This is a genomic window from Bacillus thuringiensis (assembly GCF_001455345.1).
In the GTDB taxonomy this organism is placed as follows: Bacteria; Bacillota; Bacilli; order Bacillales; family Bacillaceae_G; genus Bacillus_A; species Bacillus_A thuringiensis_N.
The window spans coordinates 586340-604942 of record NZ_CP013274.1 but is presented as its reverse complement, the minus strand read 5'-3'; the positions used below and the strand labels follow the sequence as shown (position 1 = coordinate 604942).

Below are 18603 nucleotides of genomic sequence, written 5' to 3'. Positions count from 1 at the left end.
TTTTTTATAAAAAAAGAGATGAAACAATAGTTTGTTCCACCTCTTTACTTTCTCCGCGCCACATCCGAAAAATGAAAAATATCTAAGCGGTGGCGTGATTCTGTATATTCGAACTGACTTCCATCATAAAAATGTGTAAAGTTTTTCACAACGACAACATAGTCTGTCCCATTTAAATCTAAATACTTTCTATCGTCCTCTGTACATGGCTGCACTTCAATTACCCTCTGTGAATAACTAATATGAAGACCTAGTTCTTTCTCAATGTATTTATAAATGGACTCCGCCGCAATTTCACTCGTTAATCCTGGAATATATTCCGACACAAAATGATTGATATCCAAAATTACTTTTTCTCCATCAATATTTCGTACGCGTTTAATATGATCTATTTCTGTTTTCTCTTTCACGTTTAATAGTTTTGCAACTTCTTTTGTCGCTTTTACTTTCTCTATTTCTACGACTTCTGTAATACAATGACGTCCTAAACGTTCATTTTCTTCTTGGAAACTTACAATACCACCAAAGTTGAATTCAATGTTTTTTCGCTTTAAAACAAAAACACCTTTTCCATGTATTTTCTGAACATATCCACGCTCTTGCAATAAATCTACTGCTTTTCTTACAGTACCTCGACTTGCCTCATACTGCTTCATTAATTCAGTTTCTGATGGGATTTTGCATCCCTCTTTTAATTGTTTATTGTCAATAGACTTACTGATTTCTGTATAAATTTGCTCATACTTACTCATCATCTACAATAGCCCCTTGTCACCTTCTAATTCTATATGTATTATACCACGCTATACTCTTCTGCCAATCTCTCACTTATTTTCCAGTATAGGAAAAATACAGGTAAATATTTAATCTCTAAAACGTATTTTTATAAAAATTTTTATATTTTTCTTTTCATTCAAAAAAACATGTAGTATACTAACTTCAAAATCAGAGGAGAAAGGGAGCAAAGAACTATGCTTACTTATACAACAATTGTAGTTACATTTGCACAAAAACATCATCATCATACGTAACCCTTGAAACCTAGCGGAAAAATTACGCGTAGGTACAAGGGTTATTCCCGTTGTACCTACGTTAGGCGAAGAGCCATGTAGGTATTTTTTATCTACATGGCTCTTTTTTTATTGCCAAAAAGCTAGTAAAAAATGATGTTTAAGCAAATCTTACTACAAAGGAGTTAACAAAAATGGAAACGAAAAAATGGGGATTATGGATTTTAACAGCTTTTGTTATCGGAAATATGGTTGGCGGTGGCGTATTTATGCTTCCAGCAAATTTAGCACAAGTATCAGGTCCAATGGGTTCTACACTCGCATGGAGTATTACAGGACTTGGCGTATTTATGATTGCACTCGTATTTGGAAATTTAGCAATTCGCAAGCCAGAATTAAAAGCAGGACCACAAAGTTACGCGCAAGCAATGTTCCCTTCAAAAAAAGCGGGTAAAGTTGCAGGATATAGCATGGCCTGGGGATATTGGGCTGCGAACTGGGCTGCAACAGCCTCTGTTATTATTTCCTTTGCTGGATATTTATCAACATTCTTTCCAGTTTTACAAAGTAAGCAAATTCTCTTTTCAACGAACGGATTTTCATTAGAACTCGGAAAAGGATTAACTTTCCTCGTATGTAGCCTTATGTTATGGGGAATTCAATACATTCTTTCTCAAAATATTGACCGAGCTGGAAATATGAATCTGCTTGCTACCATTGCAAAAATTATCGGATTTACAATGTTTATTGTAATCACATTATTCATTTTCAATGCCTCTAATTTCGGAGACGGCCAAACATTTATGAATGAAGCAGGACAATCAATTTCGTTAGGTGGACAAATCAATTCAGCTGCTATTGCAACACTTTGGGCATTTATCGGTATTGAATCTGCCGTAATGCTTTCTAACCGCGCAAAATCTCAGCGTGATGTAAAAAAAGCTACTATTTTCGGATTAATTATCGCTCTTCTTATTTACATGTCAATTACGCTACTTACAATGGGAGCTCTTCCACAAGATGCTTTAAAAGAATCTCAAAAACCTTTAGTAGACGCATTAAATTTAGCAATTGGAAATAAAGGTGCATATATAATGGCTTTACTCGCTCTTATATCTTTATTTGGATCTACAGTTGGCTGGATTGTTGTTAGTTCAGAAGTACCTTACCAGGCAGCAAAGAATGGACTTTTCCCTAAGTTGTTCGCAAAAACAAATAAAAAAGGTAGTCCTTCAAAATCATTATTTATTACAAATGTGATGACGCAAATCTTCTTATTCTCAACGATTTCTGGTACTGTATCAGAAGCTTATAATTTTGCTATCGTTGTAGCAACATTAGCTTATTTAATTCCATACCTTGTTTCGACGCTGTACCAATTCAAACTGGTTATTACAGGAGAAACGTATGATATAATGCCTGGTTCTCGAATAAAGGACGGGATCATCACTACATTAGCATTTGTATACTCTATTTGGGTTATCAAAACGGGAACTGCTGATTTAAAAACATTCTTCTTAGGAATTGGATTATTCGTATTAGGTCTTATTCTTTATCCAGTACTAATGAAAGACTCACAAAAAATGAATTAAAAAAGAGAAGCTACCGGCTTCTCTTTTTTTATTCAAAATCTGTAATTAACTTTTCTTTTAACTCTCCTACAGATAAAGGTTTCGCATAATAAAATCCTTGTACATAATCACAACCCATAGATTGTAATAAGCTTTCTTGCTCTACTGTTTCTACCCCTTCAGCAACTACGGCTAAATTTAAGCTATGGGCAATTTCAATAACAGACTTTACAATCGTTCGCTCTGGCTGTGCGTGATCATAATGAAATTCACGAATAAAATTACGATCAATTTTCACTATATCTAGTGGTAGTTGTTTTAAATAATATAAGGAAGAATAGCCCGTTCCGAAGTCATCTAAAGCAATTAAAACGCCCATACTTCTTAATTCTTGTAATGTAGCAATAATATAATCAAAATGGCGAACAGCAATGCTTTCCGTTATTTCTAAAATTAAACGATTCGGAGGAAAGCCAGTTCTCTTTAAAATGCTACGTACAGACAAAATAAAACGTTTCTGCATTAATTGTTGTATAGATAAATTCACAGATAACTTTAATCCTTCTTGATAATTTGGCAATGTTTTAAACAAGCGACATGACTTTTCTAATACCCAGTCTCCTAATTTTATAATAAGTCCAGATTCTTCAGCTACTGGAATAAATTCGCCTGGCGAAATAGGCCCTTCTTCTGTCGAACAACGTACTAAAGCCTCAATACCAGTATATTTCTTCGTTTTCAAATCAATAATAGGCTGCAGTACCACGTCTAACTCTTCATCACGAATTGCCTTTTGCAAAGCGAATTCAATTTTCATTCTACGATTTATTTTCGCACGTAACTCATCTGTAAAGAAACACGCTGCATTTCTGCCCTGTTCTTTCGCGCTATACATAGCTAAATCCGAATTTTTTAATAGTGTTTCTACATCTTGTCCATCTTGCGGATATGAGCAAAGTCCTAGACTAGCTGAAATGTATACCTCATGACCTTCTAGCATAAATGGTGCCTGAAAGCATGACAACACAGATGTCGCTAGCTGCCTCATCTCATCTTGTGTATGATTTTTTGTTAACAACACAAATTCGTCGCCACCCAGCCTAGCCAGAACATCTTTCTCTCCTAGCACATAATGCAACCGTGAAGCAACTTCGCTTAAAAGTAAATCTCCTATCATATGACCGAGCGTATCGTTTACTAATTTAAAACGATCCAAATCAAAGTAAATCATACCAAATTCTTTTTTGTCTGCAATCATCTCGTTTACAGTCGTTATTAATTGCAATCGGTTCGGTAAACTCGTTAAAGCATCATGATACGCAAGCTCCCTATATCGACTTTCGCTTACCCGCAACCTCCGTTCTGCTTCTTTCCTACTACTAATATCATTTCGGATCGCAATAAATTGATATGGCTCTCCTTTTTCATTTAAAAATGGAACAATTGTTGTTTTAACCCAATAATATGTCCCATCTTTTGCTTGATTTCGAATCTCACCTCTCCACACTTTTCCGCTCAAAATGCGCTTCCATAGAATTTGAAAAAATGTTTTTGGGTGATATCCTGAATTTAAAATACGATGATCTTTCCCTATTAACTCTTCTCTTGTATATTTGGAGATTTCACAAAACTTATCATTTACATATGTAATAAGACCCTTTCGGTCTGTAATCGCAACAATTGAAGACTCATCTAATGCTAACTTTAAATCTCGCAATGAAGAGTCATATAATGCATGACCTCTTTGTTCTAGCATGCGCATCTCTCCTTGCTTCCTATCTGACTAAAACACAACTTGTTTCTTTTCATAGAAATAGAGATATTTCATTTCTTAATAATCGTCCTTTACATAAATCACATTTTGAAATATGACGATTAAAATAACATAATATTATTTGTAATAAAAAGCAATATAATACCGTTTCAATTATAAATAGTAGTTTCTTATCGCTATAATTACCTTACTTTATTATACCTTATTCATTCTCTTACATTCCTTTATAACTAGCTCTATACGACCATTGTTTCCTACTAATCCCGCCCACATCTAACCTCTTTACTTTACTAGCGAAATAGAAATTCGAGCACACTATACAACGATTCACGAATAATAATATACAAATTTAAATTGGTATATACGTTTTTGAATTATAATAACAAAATATTAACATATTTTCACCTTTATTTTGGAAGTATTTTATAAATACTTTATTAAACTAAAAAAAGAGGCAAGCCTCTTTTTTTAGTTTAATACGGATATGGTATTTGCTGATAACCCGGATATGGTGCTGGGTATGGTGCTGGATAAGTTACCGGATACGGTGCTGGATAGTAGCCCCCACCTGCTGCACCCGTTAATGCGCCAGCTGTAAGTCCACCTAACATGCCTCCAGCAAAACTTCCAGGAAAGAATCCACCGCCCCACGAGCCGCCACCCCAGCCCCATCCGCCTCCGTGATGGTGGTGATGATCATGGTAATTGTGCCCTCCATAGTGGTGATGTCCACCGTTATGGTTGTGCCCTCCATGAGGATGATGATTACGATAATACACTCCGTTATTTTCTATATAATTCATGTTTCCCCACTCCTTTTCCGTTTCCTCATCGTTAATAGATATTGTATGAATAGTACGGACCTTGTTAGCAACCTATATAATAGGAAGAATCCACGTAATATGGTTATCCACCTTTTCCTATATAAGGGGCAAGGATTTTGTCCCTCCTACACTGTTTATTAACCAGCAAATAGCGGGCTAATAACGTAACAATATACTGTATGTAGGACAAATGCGGAAAGCATGGGGAAAATGTCTATATTTTGTAAAAAAAACAAAACACTTTATAATAAGAATGTCGGATTATACCTTTTTATATAAAAAGTCTATATTTAAGAAAGATTAGAGGAATTTTATAGCAATGAAGAAGCCTATCGTTCAATTATTATTGGTATTTATAATTGTATCTATCGTACTCTTACTTTTAGATACGTCTATCCTCTCACTATATACCTTTTTCGGTGTATTATGGTCTCTTACAATCATAGGAATATCTTTCGTTATTTTTATCGAAAACAGATCTCCACAAAGCACTTTAGCATGGTTTTTAGTATTGGCACTTCTTCCTGTTGTAGGTGTGCTTTTATACTCTATTTTCGGGCGTAGCCGTTGGAGAAGAAAAAAACATCTCCATCGTTCAGAAGAACAAAGAAAATTATTCCGTGAAATATTAGAAGGAAGACGAGTAGAATTATCACTCACAGTTCCCTTACATGAGCGTTCTACACATTTAACAAAAGTTATACAAAAATTTGGAGGCGGACCTGCCGCAGATAGAACAACTACAAAACTTTTAACAAACGGAGATCAAACATTCTCAGAAATTTTACAAGCTATCGAGCAAGCAAAACATCACATACATATTCAATACTATATTTATAAATCAGATGAGATTGGTACAAAAGTTCGGGATGCGTTAATAAATAAAGCAAAAGCTGGTGTTATTGTACGCTTCCTTTATGATGGATTAGGAAGTAATACGTTAAGAAGACGCTTTTTAAAACCTATGAAAGAAGCTGGGATTGAAATTGTTGAATTTGACCCTATTTTTTCAGCTTGGTTACTTGAAACAGTTAATTATCGTAACCACCGTAAAATCGTCATTGTAGATGGAGAAATCGGTTTTACTGGTGGACTCAACGTTGGTGATGAATATCTTGGCCGTTCAAAAAAATTTCCCGTTTGGCGTGATAGTCATTTAAAAATAGAAGGAAAAGCGCTATATAAATTACAAGCAATTTTTCTAGAAGATTGGCTCTATGCATCTAGTGGATTGAATACTTATTCTTGGGATCAATTTATGAATAGACAATACTTCCCAGGTAAAGAAATTTCAAGTGCAGAAGGTGCTGTGCAAATTGTAGCGAGCGGACCAAGCTCAGATGATAAAAGCATTCGTAATACATTATTAGCTGTTATGGGCTCTGCAAAAAAATCGATTTGGATTGCTACACCATATTTTATTCCAGATCAAGAAACTTTAACATTATTACGTTTAAGTGCAATATCTGGCATAGATGTACGCATTTTATATCCCGGTAAAAGTGATAGTATTATTAGTGATCAAGCATCTCAGTCCTACTTCACTCCACTTTTAAAAGCTGGTGCCTCCATTTATAGTTATAAAGATGGTTTTATGCATGCAAAAATTGTACTCGTTGATGATAAAATCGCGACAATTGGAACAGCAAATATGGACGTACGCAGCTTCGAATTAAATTATGAACTTATTAGCGTACTTTATGAATCAGAAACTGTTCATGATATTAAACGTGATTTTGAAGATGACTTTAAGCATTCCAATGAAATTAAATGGAACGCTTTCCAAAAAAGAAGTATCAAAAAACGAATATTAGAGTCTTTTATGAGGCTCATTTCTCCTTTACTATGAGCAATCAATGTACTATTGATTGCTTTTTCTTTTCCATTTCCCCTCTCTCCTTTTCTTTGCATACCATATTAAAACAAGTTATCATAAGATGTATTACTTTATGAAAATAATGTTAGGTGGGAAATACATGTTAGAACAATTTCATATACATGCTGATTTAAAACAACAGCTCTCAAACATTCACGAAAAGAATAAGCAAGAAGCTGGTGAAAATGCACATTTAATTGGTAAGAAAATATATAAAGCATCTGATAACAGCATTATTGAAGATGCTATTACAGCACTTCTTCTTGGCAAAAACATTCTATTAAAAGGACCGACTGGTAGTGGTAAAACAGTACTAGCGGAAACTCTTTCTTCTTTATTCCAAAAACCAATGCATAGCATTAACTGTTCTGTTGACCTAGATGTAGAAGGTATTTTAGGATATAACACGCTACAAACGAAAGATGGCGCATCTGAAGTTACATTTGTTAACGGTCCTCTTATGAAAGCAATGAAGAGCGGTCATTTCCTATATATTGATGAAATCAATATGGCAAAACCTGAAACGTTACCACTTCTTCACGGTGCGTTAGATTATCGTAAAATGATTACTAACCCGTTTACACAAGAAGTTGTATACGGTGATGACGAGTATCGTGTAATTGCGGCAATTAATGAAGGTTACGTTGGTACAAGTGAACTAAACGAAGCATTAAAAAACCGTTTCGTTATTATTGAAGTTCCTTACATTCAAGGTGATACATTAAAAGAACTATTATTAGCTGAATCAAAATTAAATGATGTTGCAACAATTGAAAAGTTCGTTGCATTCGCAAGCGATCTTATGCCTTTAGCTCGTGATGGACGTGTAAGTGAAGAAGCAGCAAGTATTCGTGGCATTATCGACGCATGTGATTTAGGTGTATATATTCCTGTTATGCGTGCAATTGAACGTAGTATTATCGCAAAATTAAACGATGAAACAGAACAAATGACTGTCCGTGAATTAGCAGAAAGTTATTTCTTTGAGGGATAATTCATGAGACAAATTTTTAGTGACAAAAAAATTGATGCGTCGCTGTTTCTACAAATGGAAAACTTAATGTATGCTCTTCTAAAAGAAGACGATGCCTACCTTGAGTATGGCTATAAAGCATACTACGACGAAATTGAAAAAAAGGTTGTCATTAGTCACTTTTGGGATGATCGAAAAGAAGAGGATACAGTAATCGGATTAAAAAGCGAAGTGTTTTTAAAAGCACTTGGTAATAAACATTACTCGGACATGACTTTAATTCGTTCTTATGCGATTGAATTACAAGAATCACCCTTAAAAAAGTTTTTAACACAATTATTTGTTCTATTAGAAGATTTACGTGTTGAGGAAATCGTAAAAAACTTACGCCCTGGCACAAAGCATGTTTTTAAAAGAAGAAAAGAAATGTATCGCAATTACTTTGGTTCACAAAATGAAATCAATCGTGTTCGTAACTATCACGGTGATCGTCTATTTTGTCTCTGCTATCTTTCATTAACGAGCGATAAATATGAAATGTTTAATAATGAATATTTCGAGCAAATTGAAGCAATTTTGCATGAAACATTCCAAGCTCGTAATACAGAAGACATTATGTATATCGTTGAAAAAATTCGCTATCGTTTAGAAGGACTTCTTGAAAGTGATATGCTTAATAATTATTTCGGACATGCTCCGCTTTATTTATCTGTCATTGCAGACGAAAAGAACTGTCGCGTCGAAGATTTAGCAAATGATGATACACAGCTCATAGATGACGATGAAAATAAAAACAAGATGGATGAAAGTTTCTCCACATGGCATCGTGAAAATAAAAATAACGAAAACGAGAACTTTTTACGCTTTGAATTAGAAAGCGGAACAAAAACAAACATGATGGGCGATACTGCTCGTGAATCAGAAGATGGCGACCAAGCACTTGGTTCTGTACAAGGTACTTCTCAAAAGAGTACACAATCCAACTTTGATGGCGCTGATACAGAAGAAGCAAGAGCTTCACACGCTTCTAGTCAAAATGATGGTGCATACGGCAAGTATAATGTAGGTGCTTCTCATACATTTAAAGAAGCTCGCAAAGCAAATACCGATGAGAAAAAAGATTACCAAGCTATCAAATCAGTCGTTAATAAAGATGTAAAAGAATTAAAGAAAATTATCGAAAAAACGATTGAAAATAAAACGAATGCAAATAGTGATAAATATTACGGAAGACTTCGTAAGAAATTCCTTCGTATTTATACTGAAAAGCAACCGCGCATGTTTTATAAAAAAGGACAAGAATCACAAGAACTTGACGTTGCATTCCAACTACTAGTGGACTGCTCTGGTTCTATGTATAACAAAATGGAAGAAACGAAAAAGAGTGTGGTCCTATTCCATGAAGCGTTGAAATCTTTAAAAATCCCGCACGCTATTAGCGGATTTTGGGAAGATGCTTCTAGTGCTAAACCTGAAGATAAGCCGAACGTTATCCATGAAGTTGTAACGTATAAAAACTCAACGTTACCAAACGTTGGTCCCGAAATTATGCAGCTTCGCGAAGAAGAAGATAATCGCGATGGATATATTATTCGTATCGTTTCTGAAAAGCTTGCAAAAAGACCAGAAAAGCATAAATTCTTACTTGTCTTCACAGACGGTGAACCTTCTGCACTAGACTATCAACAAGACGGTATTTTAGATACACATGAAGCTGTTAAACTTGCTCGTAAAAGTGGTATGGAAGTAATCGGAATCTTCATCGAAGAAGGCGAAGCGAAAGAAGCAACTTATCAATTAATGAAGAACATTTATAACCATCACTTCTTAGTTGCAAATCACGCTGAAGATTTACGTCTGAAGATTAAACCACTATTGAAAAAGTTATTACTGAAGACGATTGAATAGAAAAACAGGAGCGTTGTCGCTCCTGTTTTTCTTTCAATCACTTTGTTTCTGGCTGAAACTTGTATGAAATGGCTACTTCTAATAATGACTCGAATCCTCCATCGTAGAATGGGAATCGTTCATTTGCGATTGTTCGATCCACCCACTCTATTGCAGAAATTTCCTCTTCATCTTCTGCAATAAGTTCACCTGTTACTACATTCGCTCGAAATGTAAATAATAGCGCATGATTCCCTGACTCTTCAAAGAATTTTTCATTGATCGCAACAAGTCCACCTGCTACAGCAGTTAAACCTGTCTCTTCTTTTACTTCCCTTACTAGAGCTTTCTCTAACGTCTCACCCTTTTCAACAGCCCCACCTGGTAATGACCAAACGTTTTGTTCCACATTATGTACCATTAATATTTTATCTATTTCCTCATCATATATGAGCGCATATACGACATCAACTCTTTGCATGTTGCTTTTCTCCTTCAATTAACTCATCCATTGTAAATAAAGAATGTAGCTGTAAACCATCTTCTAATAAGTTTTCTCTTCCCTCTTTTGTTCGTTCAATCACGCCTAAAACATGATGTACCTTCGCACCTAGTTCTCTTAAATCTTTCGTGCTTAATAATATTTGACCGCCTGTCGTAATAACATCTTCAACAACACAAACATTTTTCTCAGTAATATTAACGCCTTCTGCTAACTTGCATGTACCGTACTTCTTCGCTTCTTTTCTTACAAATACAACTGGTATACCTGTTTGTAAAGATAATGCTGTTGCTACTGGAATTCCTCCCATTTCTAAACCAGCGAGTACTTCTGTATCAGGAGGAATGAGCTCTTTCAATTGTATAGCAATTTCTAATAACAGTACTGGATTAGATTCAAATAAGTACTTATCAAAGTATTGATTTGATACTTGTCCTGATCGAAGCTTAAATGTTCCCATTAAACGTGACGTATTGTAAATTTCCTTTGCTAACTCCCATTTCTCCATCCCCTGTCTCCCCTTTACACACAAATTAACTCATTCTATCACGTTTGTAATTATTTGTATATTCCTAAAATACAAATAAAAAGGTCGACTCCCAAGAATCGACCCTTCCTATTAATTCATCACTAACTCAGCTGTGAGCTTTTTTTTTAACTTAGCCAACATGTCCGTTGTCATTTTGTCTAAATCATATTCTGCTTTAAAGCCCCACTCTTTCATTGCTGCTGTTGCATCAATAGAGTTTGGCCAGCTATCAGCGATTGTTTGACGAGCAGGATCTACAGCGTAATCCATTGTAAACGTCGGGATATGTTTACGAATTGATGCTGCAATTTGCTCTGGCTCAAAGCTCATCGCTGTAATATTAAATGCATTTCTATGCACTAGCTTACTTGGATCAGCTTCCATTAATGAAATGATCGCTTGTAAAGCATCTGGCATGTACATCATATCCATGTATGTTCCTTCTGCAATGTATGAGGTGTATGTGCCTTTTTTAATCGCCTCATAATAAATTTCAACTGCATAATCAGTTGTTCCGCCTCCTGGAGGAGCTACGTAAGAAATTAAACCAGGGAAACGTACGCCGCGCGTATCAACGCCAAACTTTTGATGATAATAATCACATAGTAATTCTCCTGCTACTTTGTTTACCCCATACATCGTAGTAGGTCGCTGAATTGTATCTTGTGGCGTATTATCTTTCGGCGTTGATGGACCAAATGCACCAATAGAACTTGGCGTGAAGAACTTACAGTTTAATTCACGAGCTGCTTCTAATGCATTTACAAGTCCGCCCATATTTAAATTCCATGCAAATAACGGATTTTTTTCTGCTGTTGCTGAAAGTAAAGCTGCTAAATGAATAATTGTATCTACTTCATTACGCTTTGCGATATCATGTAGTTTTTGTCCATCTGTTACATCTAACGTTTCAAATGGACCAGACGTTACCACTTCACTATCTGTTTCACGAATATCTGTTGCAATAACATTTGATGCGCCGTATACATCACGAAGTTTCATTACTAGTTCAGAACCAATTTGCCCTAAAGAACCGGTTACTAGAATTTTTTTCATTTTCCCCACTCCTCATTTGCAAGCTATTCAAAAGATGTCGTTACTTAAATGATGCCCATTTCTTTCCCTACTTTTTCATACTTACGAATTGCTTCATCTAACATTTCTTTCGTATGAGCTGCTGTAGGCATATTACGAACGCGTCCGGTTCCTTTTGCTACAGTTGGGAACACGATAGATTTTGCGTATACGCCTTCTTCATTTAGACGTTTACTAAATTCTTGTGTTAACACTTCATCCCCAATAATACAAGGTGTAATTGGCGTTTCACTTTCTCCGATGTTAAAGCCAAGTTCTTTTAATCCTTGTTTTAAATAGCGACCATTTTCCCACAGACGATCATGTAACTCTGTGCTTTCCATTAAGATTTCAATTGATCTCATGCAAGCAGCTGCATCAGCTGGTGTTAATGCTGTAGAGAATAAGAATGGACGTGAACGAACTTTTAACCAGTCAATTAAGTTTTGTTTCCCAGCTACATATCCACCAATTACCCCAATTGCTTTTGATAATGTACCAATTTGGAAATCAACTTTATCCGACAGACCGAAGTGCTTTACCGTTCCTGCACCTTTTCCAAGTACACCTGAACCGTGTGCATCATCTACGTATGTCATTAAATCTAACTCTTCTGCAATTTCAACGATTTCTGGTAGTTTTGCAACATCTCCATCCATTGAAAAGACACCGTCTGTAATTACCATTAATTTATTGTAAAGACCTGATTCTTTCGCCGCGATTGCTTTTTGGCGTAAATCTTCCATATCAGAATGTTTATAAACGATAATTTTTGCTTTTGATAGACGACTACCATCGATAATAGAAGCATGGTTTAATTCGTCTGAAAGAATCGCATCATTTTTATCCATAACGGCTGAAATCGCTGCCATATTACAGTTAAATCCTGATTGATAAGCAATTGCTGCTTCTGTATGTTTAAACTTTGCAATTGTTTCTTCTAATTTAATATGCAAATCTAAAGTACCGTTAATTGTACGAACAGCTCCTGCTCCAACACCGTACTTATGAATAGCACCAATGGCTGCTTCTTGCAAACGGCTATCTGTTGCTAATCCAAGATAGTTGTTTGAAGATAAGTTAATATATTCTTTTCCGCCAATTGTAATGATCGGTCCATTTGAACTCTCAAGCGGATCAATTACGTTATAAAGCCCCTTTGATTTTAAATCCTCTAAATTTTCTTCTAAAAATTTTGCAAGTGTTTTACTAGACATTGTGAAGCCTCCCATCGTTCATGTAAGCGAATTATTGTCTTAATAGTTCTAATAATCCCTCTAATAGCTTAACACGTTTTCAGAATTTATTATAGAAAAATAGTTTAAAGTAACCGCTTACAATTCTAGATTATATATGATTCATTACAAGAAATCTATCATTTACTTTTCATATTTGATAGAATAAAAAAAATATTTAAGGGGGCTTCAATCATGGCATTTACTGAATCTGATGTATATAATAACGAAGCATTTTTTAAACAATATATGAAACGAAGATACCGAGAAAATAGCCCAAATGAGTCACTTGAAAAACCAGCCTTCTTTCAACTCATTGATGATGTGAAAGGAAAACAAATCCTTGATTTAGGCTGCGGAGACGCAAAATTTGGCAAGGAGTTATTAGAAAAAGGCTGCCACTCTTACACTGGTATTGAATGCTCCGAACTTATGTATGAAAAAGCTAAAAAACAGCTAGAAAATAAAAATGGCTCCGTCCATTTTTTAAACCTTAAAGACTACACATACCCTCCTGCTACTTTTGATTTAGTAACATCTAGACTCGCCTTACATTATATTGAACATCTTCCTATCATTTTTCGTAATGTGTACGAAACTTTAAAAACAAATGGAACCTTTATTTTTAGCGTTCAACATCCTATTATTACCTCTTCATTTAAAAGCTTACAAACGAGCGGGAAAAGAACAAGCTGGCTCGACGATGATTATTTTAAAATGGGAAAACGCGTTGAGCTTTGGATTGAGCAAGAAGTTATTAAATACCATCGTACAACGGAAGAGTATTTTACATTGTTACAACAAGCTGGCTTTACGATTACAAACTTAAAAGAAGCTACACCAGATCAAACTTATTTTCAAAGCGCAGAAGAATATGAACGACGTTTACGAATTCCCCTCTTCCTCTTATTTTCTTGCCAAAAATAAAAAGACGATGAACCCTCATCGTCTTTTTCATTATCTCATTGCCTGAACAACCTCTTTACGTACACGTCTTCCTTTTCCATGCGGGATACAAAGTGGCGTTCCAAATAACGGATCCGTACTGATTTGACATTCCATTCGGAATACATCACGTACTAGCTTCTCATCTACTACTTCTTCCGGCTTACCTTGTGCATATATTTGCTTATCTTGAATGGCTACAATATTATCTGCATAACGGCATGCTAAATTTAAATCGTGTAATACCATAACAATTGTTCTTTGTTCTGTTTCATTTAATTCGAATAATAAATCTAGCACTTCAATTTGGTGAGTCATATCTAAATATGTAGTAGGCTCATCCAGTAAAATAATATCTGTATCTTGTGCAAGCGTCATTGCAATCCAAGCACGTTGACGTTGTCCACCTGAAAGAGCATGCACATCACGCTCAGCAAATTCTGTCATACCTGTTGCTGCAAGTGCTTTTTGTACCATTTCCTCATCTTTTTCTGACCATTGTTTCAGCCATGTTTGATATGGATAACGTCCTTGTTTTACAAGTTGCAATACTGTAAGCCCTTCTGGTGCTTGCGGTCCTTGCGGTAAAATTGCCATTTGACGAGCAATTTGCTTCGTTTGCATACTTTGAATGGCTTGATTATCTAACAAAATGTCACCAGTTGTTGGTTTTAATAATCTAGCTAGTGAACGTAATAAAGTTGATTTCCCGCAACCGTTAGAACCGATAAAGATTGTAATTTCGCCTTTTGGAATTTCTAAATTCAACTCATCAATAATAATTGTTTCGCCGTAAGACAACGTCAAACGTTTCGTCTCCAATGCTTTTTGCATATTCATCTCCCTTTATGAATTCCGACTTTTATAAAGTAAATAAATAAAATAAGGTGCACCAATTGCTGATGTAAATACCCCTGCTGGAATTTCAAGTGGGGTGAAAACTGTACGCCCAATTAAATCTGCAGCAAGTACTAAAATTGCACCAACAATCGCCGCAACTGGGAGTAATGCACCGTATAAAGAACCAACTAGTCTTCGCGAAATATGAGGTGCCATTAAACCGACAAATCCAATTCCTCCGGCAAAGGCAACTGCACCGCCAATTAAAGCTGTACTCAGTAATAGCATGAATACGCGCGATTTCGTTAAAGGAACACCAAGTCCTACCGCAATATCATCCCCTAGCTCTTGCGCATTTAAATGTCTAGCAGCTATAAACGATATTACCGTTAAAATGAGAACCCACGGCGCAAGTACCATGACGTTTTGCCATGAAGATCCATAAACAGTACCTGTAATCCATACATTCGCTTGACTCGCTTGGTAAATTGGCGCTAACAACATAAACAAAGTCGTTGCCGCTTTTGTTAATGCCCAAAACCCAACACCAATTAAAACAAGACTAATCGGTGATAACCCGTCATTTCTCCATGCAAATAAATATACAAAAAGCGCGACAATCGTTGCACCAACAAAGGCTGCTAACGGCATATAATGAATGCTTACAGTTAGCGCATTATTTTTATCACTAAATAGAGCTAAAAATAATACAACTGCTACACTTGCACCACCTGTAATCCCGATGATATCAGGTGAAGCCAGTGGATTTCGAACGAGGCCTTGTAAAATACATCCTGCTACAGCAAGTGCGATTCCTACAAGGATAGCAATTAAAATACGCGGCATACGAAACTTATTTACAACCATATTGGACATCGCATCGCCATTTCCAGTGATTGCTTGCCATACATCATAAGGAGCAATTTTCATATCTCCCATACCTGCACTCGCAAAAAATAATCCTATTAAAACAACTAGTAAACTGAATAAGACGAGACAAGCTCGTTTATACATTAAAAACGAGAGCCCGCCTTTTCCTATACGAAACGGAATATACTTCTTCATTTGCTAAGCCCTCTCTTACGTGCAATATAAATAAAGAACGGTGCACCAATAAATGCTGTCATAACCCCTACTGGTACTTCTTGTGGCATAATGACATATCTTGCTGCTATATCAGCCAAGATTAGTAGTATTGCACCTAACAGGCCACTATACGGTACTCTCCATCTATGATCTACTCCAACAAGAAATCTGGCGAAATGTGGGATAATAATTCCAATAAATCCAATTGGACCAGCAACCGCAACTGAACCACCAGACAACAGGACAATAATAAGTAACACGAATGATTTCATTAAAATTGTTCGTTGTCCAAGCCCCTTCGCGACGTCTTCCCCCATCATCAATGTATTTACTTTCCCTGCCATCATAATAGATGCGATCCAGCCTATTAATAAATATGGGAATACAGATTGTAAAATTTCTAACTTTCTTCCTTGCACAGATCCAGCAAGCCAAAATAATACTTCTTCAAGCGCCTTTTCATTTAACACAAGTAATCCTTGTGTTAATGATGAAAATAACGCACTAATTGCGACCCCTGCTAATGTTAACTTAAGAGGCGTTGTCCCTTCTTTTCCTAAAGAGCTAGAAGCAAATACAAGTACAGCTGCAACTGCTGCTCCTAAAAAGGCAATCCACGTGAAAGCTGATAATGATGTCACGGAAAAAATAACAATTGCTACGACTATGAAGAAAGCAGCACCTGAATTTAATCCAATAAAATCTGGAGAAGCAAGCGGATTCTTCGTTAAAGTTTGCATAAGACAACCCGCAATGGCTAAACTAGCACCAACACTCGCTGCAATTAATGCCCTTGGTAGACGTACATTTTGAATAATAATATGTTCATTGGAACCATTGAAATGAAAAAAAGCATCTAATGCTAATTTCCAGCTCGTATTTGTATATCCGAAAATAATACTTCCCCAAATACAAATAATAACTGCAATGATCCCAACAAATAATCCAATCCATTTTGCTTGATTTGTTTTTAATAACATGCAGCGTTTCCCCTTCAATGTATAATGATACGTTGTAAGTGTATTTCAACTTAATTCTCATTGTCAACGGAAATGAGAATTATTTTCAGCCGTATATATTGACAATCAAAAGATAAAGACTTAATATCATGCTTGCTATTGAAAAAACTTCTCAATATGTAGGGGGTACATAATGAAATTCATGCAAAAGAAATCGTTTATAGTATTTGTATTTTTACTAGCCTTTTCATTACTTTTAAGTGCTTGTGGAAAGTCAAATACGAAAGAAGAAACAAAAGAGGATACGAAAAAAGAAATGGTTAATGTGGAACATGCAATGGGTAAAACAGAAGTTCCCACTAATCCAAAACGTGTAGTTATTTTAACAAATGAAGGAACTGAAGCTTTACTCGAGTTAGGTGTAAAACCAGTTGGGGCTGTAAAATCTTGGACTGGTGATCCATGGTATCCACATATTAAAGATAAAATGAAAGATGTAAAAGTTGTTGGTGATGAAGGACAAGTGAATGTGGAAACAATCGCTTCTTTAAAACCAGACTTAATTATCGGTAACAAAATGCGTCACGAGAAAGTGTATGAGCAACTAACAGCAATTGCACCTACTGTGTTCTCTGAAACATTACGTGGTGAATGGAAAGATAACTTTAAGTTTTATGCAAAAGCATTAAATAAAGAAAAAGAAGGTCAAAAGGTTTTAGCTGATTACGATAAACGTATGAAAGATTTAAAAACCAAACTAGGTGATAAAGTAAATCAAGAAATCTCTATGGTTCGCTTCATGCCTGGTGATGTTCGTATTTATCATGGTGATACATTCTCTGGTGTTATTTTAAAAGAACTTGGATTTAAACGTCCTGGTGATCAAAATAAAGATGACTTCGCAGAGCGTAATGTATCTAAAGAACGTATTTCTGCAATGGATGGTGACGTATTATTCTACTTCACATTCGATAAAGGTAACGAGAAAAAAGGTTCTGAATTAGAAAAAGAATATATCAATGATCCTCTATTTAAAAACTTAAATGCAGTGAAAAATGATAAAGCATACAAAGTTGACGATGTTATTTGGAATACAGCTGGTGGTGTAATGGCTGCTAACCTACTATTAGATGATATCGAAAAACGCTTTGTTAAATAATATTTCCCTAACCAGCCCCCCTTCTATGGAGCTGGTTATTTTTCAATTCACGTAAATGTCATATTATTTCGTTTTGTATTTTTATTCCCAATATGTTATATTAAAAAAGTAAATAAAATATATTTTCTCTATATCAGAATAAATATTTTAATCTAAATTTTCTGATTAATCACTATTTTATTTTCTTTTAGAATTCAATTATTACATTTGAAAACGCTTATTATATAGTTTTCAGGGAAAAATACAGTAACGGTTGAAGAAAAATAGATTTTTTTAGAAATTTTCTTTCTATTTCCATATAATTCTATTGACTTCTAAATATTTTGTGAATTAAAATAATTACATAAATATCCGTTATA

The 18603-nt window shown here is 35.3% G+C and carries 16 protein-coding genes; 6 read left to right on the top strand and 10 right to left on the bottom strand.

The annotated features are described in order from the left end of the window. Window positions 1–44 precede the first annotated feature (44 nt). A complete protein-coding gene (gene treR / locus ATN06_RS03280; protein ID WP_060629520.1) occupies window positions 45–755 on the bottom strand; it encodes a trehalose operon repressor in 711 nt (236 codons plus the stop codon). Window positions 756–1204: 449 nt separating this feature from the next. Here treR and ATN06_RS03275 point away from each other — a divergent pair, with 449 nt between their 5' ends. Then, window positions 1205–2602, top strand: a complete 1398-nt coding sequence (locus tag ATN06_RS03275; protein WP_060629519.1) for an amino acid permease — start codon at window positions 1205–1207, stop codon at window positions 2600–2602. A gap of 28 nt (window positions 2603–2630) precedes the next feature. Here the strand turns inward: ATN06_RS03275 and ATN06_RS03270 are convergent, their stop codons facing one another. Both ATN06_RS03270 and ATN06_RS03265 read right to left on the bottom strand, forming a co-directional pair. Then, on the bottom strand, window positions 2631–4337 hold the full coding sequence (locus ATN06_RS03270) for a putative bifunctional diguanylate cyclase/phosphodiesterase (protein WP_060629518.1): 1707 nt from the start codon (window positions 4335–4337) through the stop codon (window positions 2631–2633). A gap of 491 nt (window positions 4338–4828) precedes the next feature. Further along, window positions 4829–5158, bottom strand: a complete 330-nt coding sequence (locus ATN06_RS03265; RefSeq protein WP_060629517.1) for a hypothetical protein — start codon at window positions 5156–5158, stop codon at window positions 4829–4831. 340 nt (window positions 5159–5498) lie between these two features. On the opposite strand from ATN06_RS03265, the gene ATN06_RS03260 reads away from it, so the two are divergent. From ATN06_RS03260 to ATN06_RS03250, 3 genes are all read left to right on the top strand, one after another. Further along, window positions 5499–7028, top strand: a complete 1530-nt coding sequence (locus ATN06_RS03260) for a cardiolipin synthase (protein WP_060629516.1) — start codon at window positions 5499–5501, stop codon at window positions 7026–7028. A gap of 127 nt (window positions 7029–7155) precedes the next feature. Beyond that, window positions 7156–8049, top strand: coding sequence for an ATP-binding protein (locus ATN06_RS03255; protein WP_060629515.1), 894 nt, complete (start codon window positions 7156–7158; stop codon window positions 8047–8049). A 3-nt stretch (window positions 8050–8052) separates the two neighbouring features. After that, window positions 8053–9936: a vWA domain-containing protein gene (locus ATN06_RS03250; protein ID WP_060629514.1), complete on the top strand. Its 1884-nt coding sequence runs from the start codon at window positions 8053–8055 to the stop codon at window positions 9934–9936. 37 nt (window positions 9937–9973) lie between these two features. Here the strand turns inward: ATN06_RS03250 and ATN06_RS03245 are convergent, their stop codons facing one another. From ATN06_RS03245 to ATN06_RS03230, 4 genes are all read right to left on the bottom strand, one after another. After that, on the bottom strand, window positions 9974–10396 hold the full coding sequence (locus ATN06_RS03245; protein WP_060629513.1) for an NUDIX hydrolase: 423 nt from the start codon (window positions 10394–10396) through the stop codon (window positions 9974–9976). Continuing rightward, window positions 10383–10925, bottom strand: coding sequence for an orotate phosphoribosyltransferase (gene pyrE, locus ATN06_RS03240; RefSeq protein WP_060629512.1), 543 nt, complete (start codon window positions 10923–10925; stop codon window positions 10383–10385). Before pyrE ends, ATN06_RS03245 begins: the two co-directional genes overlap by 14 nt. Before the next feature lie 111 nt (window positions 10926–11036). Then, the gene (locus tag ATN06_RS03235; protein WP_000723139.1) at window positions 11037–12002 is read right to left on the bottom strand and encodes an L-threonine 3-dehydrogenase; all 966 of its coding nucleotides are present in this window, start codon (window positions 12000–12002) and stop codon (window positions 11037–11039) included. A gap of 44 nt (window positions 12003–12046) precedes the next feature. Then, entirely contained in the window at window positions 12047–13237 is a 1191-nt protein-coding gene (locus ATN06_RS03230; protein ID WP_000095906.1) for a glycine C-acetyltransferase, read from the bottom strand. Window positions 13238–13450: 213 nt separating this feature from the next. Here ATN06_RS03230 and ATN06_RS03225 point away from each other — a divergent pair, with 213 nt between their 5' ends. Then, window positions 13451–14182, top strand: a complete 732-nt coding sequence (locus ATN06_RS03225; RefSeq protein WP_060629511.1) for a class I SAM-dependent methyltransferase — start codon at window positions 13451–13453, stop codon at window positions 14180–14182. 30 nt (window positions 14183–14212) lie between these two features. Here ATN06_RS03225 and ATN06_RS03220 read toward each other — a convergent pair whose 3' ends face one another. The 3 genes from ATN06_RS03220 to ATN06_RS03210 are packed head-to-tail and all read right to left on the bottom strand — an operon-like array spanning window position 14213 to window position 17106. Continuing rightward, the gene (locus ATN06_RS03220; protein WP_001167961.1) at window positions 14213–15034 is read right to left on the bottom strand and encodes an ABC transporter ATP-binding protein; all 822 of its coding nucleotides are present in this window, start codon (window positions 15032–15034) and stop codon (window positions 14213–14215) included. 12 nt (window positions 15035–15046) lie between these two features. Further along, window positions 15047–16105, bottom strand: a complete 1059-nt coding sequence (locus ATN06_RS03215; RefSeq protein WP_060629510.1) for a FecCD family ABC transporter permease — start codon at window positions 16103–16105, stop codon at window positions 15047–15049. Then, the gene (locus ATN06_RS03210; protein ID WP_017560400.1) at window positions 16102–17106 is read right to left on the bottom strand and encodes a FecCD family ABC transporter permease; all 1005 of its coding nucleotides are present in this window, start codon (window positions 17104–17106) and stop codon (window positions 16102–16104) included. Before ATN06_RS03210 ends, ATN06_RS03215 begins: the two co-directional genes overlap by 4 nt. Window positions 17107–17278: 172 nt before the next feature. Here ATN06_RS03210 and ATN06_RS03205 point away from each other — a divergent pair, with 172 nt between their 5' ends. After that, complete coding sequence (locus ATN06_RS03205; RefSeq protein ID WP_060629509.1) at window positions 17279–18244, top strand: ABC transporter substrate-binding protein; 966 nt, start codon at window positions 17279–17281, stop codon at window positions 18242–18244. Window positions 18245–18603 lie beyond the last annotated feature (359 nt).

Excerpts from the sequence above, each read along its gene's own strand:
- treR (WP_060629520.1), bottom strand. The coding sequence starts at position 755 with ATGATGAGTAAGTATGAGCAAATTTATACAGAAATCAGTAAGTCTATT.
- ATN06_RS03275 (WP_060629519.1), top strand. The coding sequence starts at position 1,205 with ATGGAAACGAAAAAATGGGGATTATGGATTTTAACAGCTTTTGTTATC.
- ATN06_RS03270 (WP_060629518.1), bottom strand. The coding sequence starts at position 4,337 with ATGCTAGAACAAAGAGGTCATGCATTATATGACTCTTCATTGCGAGAT.
- ATN06_RS03265 (WP_060629517.1), bottom strand. The coding sequence starts at position 5,158 with ATGAATTATATAGAAAATAACGGAGTGTATTATCGTAATCATCATCCT.
- ATN06_RS03260 (WP_060629516.1), top strand. The coding sequence starts at position 5,499 with ATGAAGAAGCCTATCGTTCAATTATTATTGGTATTTATAATTGTATCT.
- ATN06_RS03255 (WP_060629515.1), top strand. The coding sequence starts at position 7,156 with ATGTTAGAACAATTTCATATACATGCTGATTTAAAACAACAGCTCTCA.
- ATN06_RS03250 (WP_060629514.1), top strand. The coding sequence starts at position 8,053 with ATGAGACAAATTTTTAGTGACAAAAAAATTGATGCGTCGCTGTTTCTA.
- ATN06_RS03245 (WP_060629513.1), bottom strand. The coding sequence starts at position 10,396 with ATGCAAAGAGTTGATGTCGTATATGCGCTCATATATGATGAGGAAATA.
- pyrE (WP_060629512.1), bottom strand. The coding sequence starts at position 10,925 with ATGGAGAAATGGGAGTTAGCAAAGGAAATTTACAATACGTCACGTTTA.
- ATN06_RS03235 (WP_000723139.1), bottom strand. The coding sequence starts at position 12,002 with ATGAAAAAAATTCTAGTAACCGGTTCTTTAGGGCAAATTGGTTCTGAA.
- ATN06_RS03230 (WP_000095906.1), bottom strand. The coding sequence starts at position 13,237 with ATGTCTAGTAAAACACTTGCAAAATTTTTAGAAGAAAATTTAGAGGAT.
- ATN06_RS03225 (WP_060629511.1), top strand. The coding sequence starts at position 13,451 with ATGGCATTTACTGAATCTGATGTATATAATAACGAAGCATTTTTTAAA.
- ATN06_RS03220 (WP_001167961.1), bottom strand. The coding sequence starts at position 15,034 with ATGCAAAAAGCATTGGAGACGAAACGTTTGACGTTGTCTTACGGCGAA.
- ATN06_RS03215 (WP_060629510.1), bottom strand. The coding sequence starts at position 16,105 with ATGAAGAAGTATATTCCGTTTCGTATAGGAAAAGGCGGGCTCTCGTTT.
- ATN06_RS03210 (WP_017560400.1), bottom strand. The coding sequence starts at position 17,106 with ATGTTATTAAAAACAAATCAAGCAAAATGGATTGGATTATTTGTTGGG.
- ATN06_RS03205 (WP_060629509.1), top strand. The coding sequence starts at position 17,279 with ATGAAATTCATGCAAAAGAAATCGTTTATAGTATTTGTATTTTTACTA.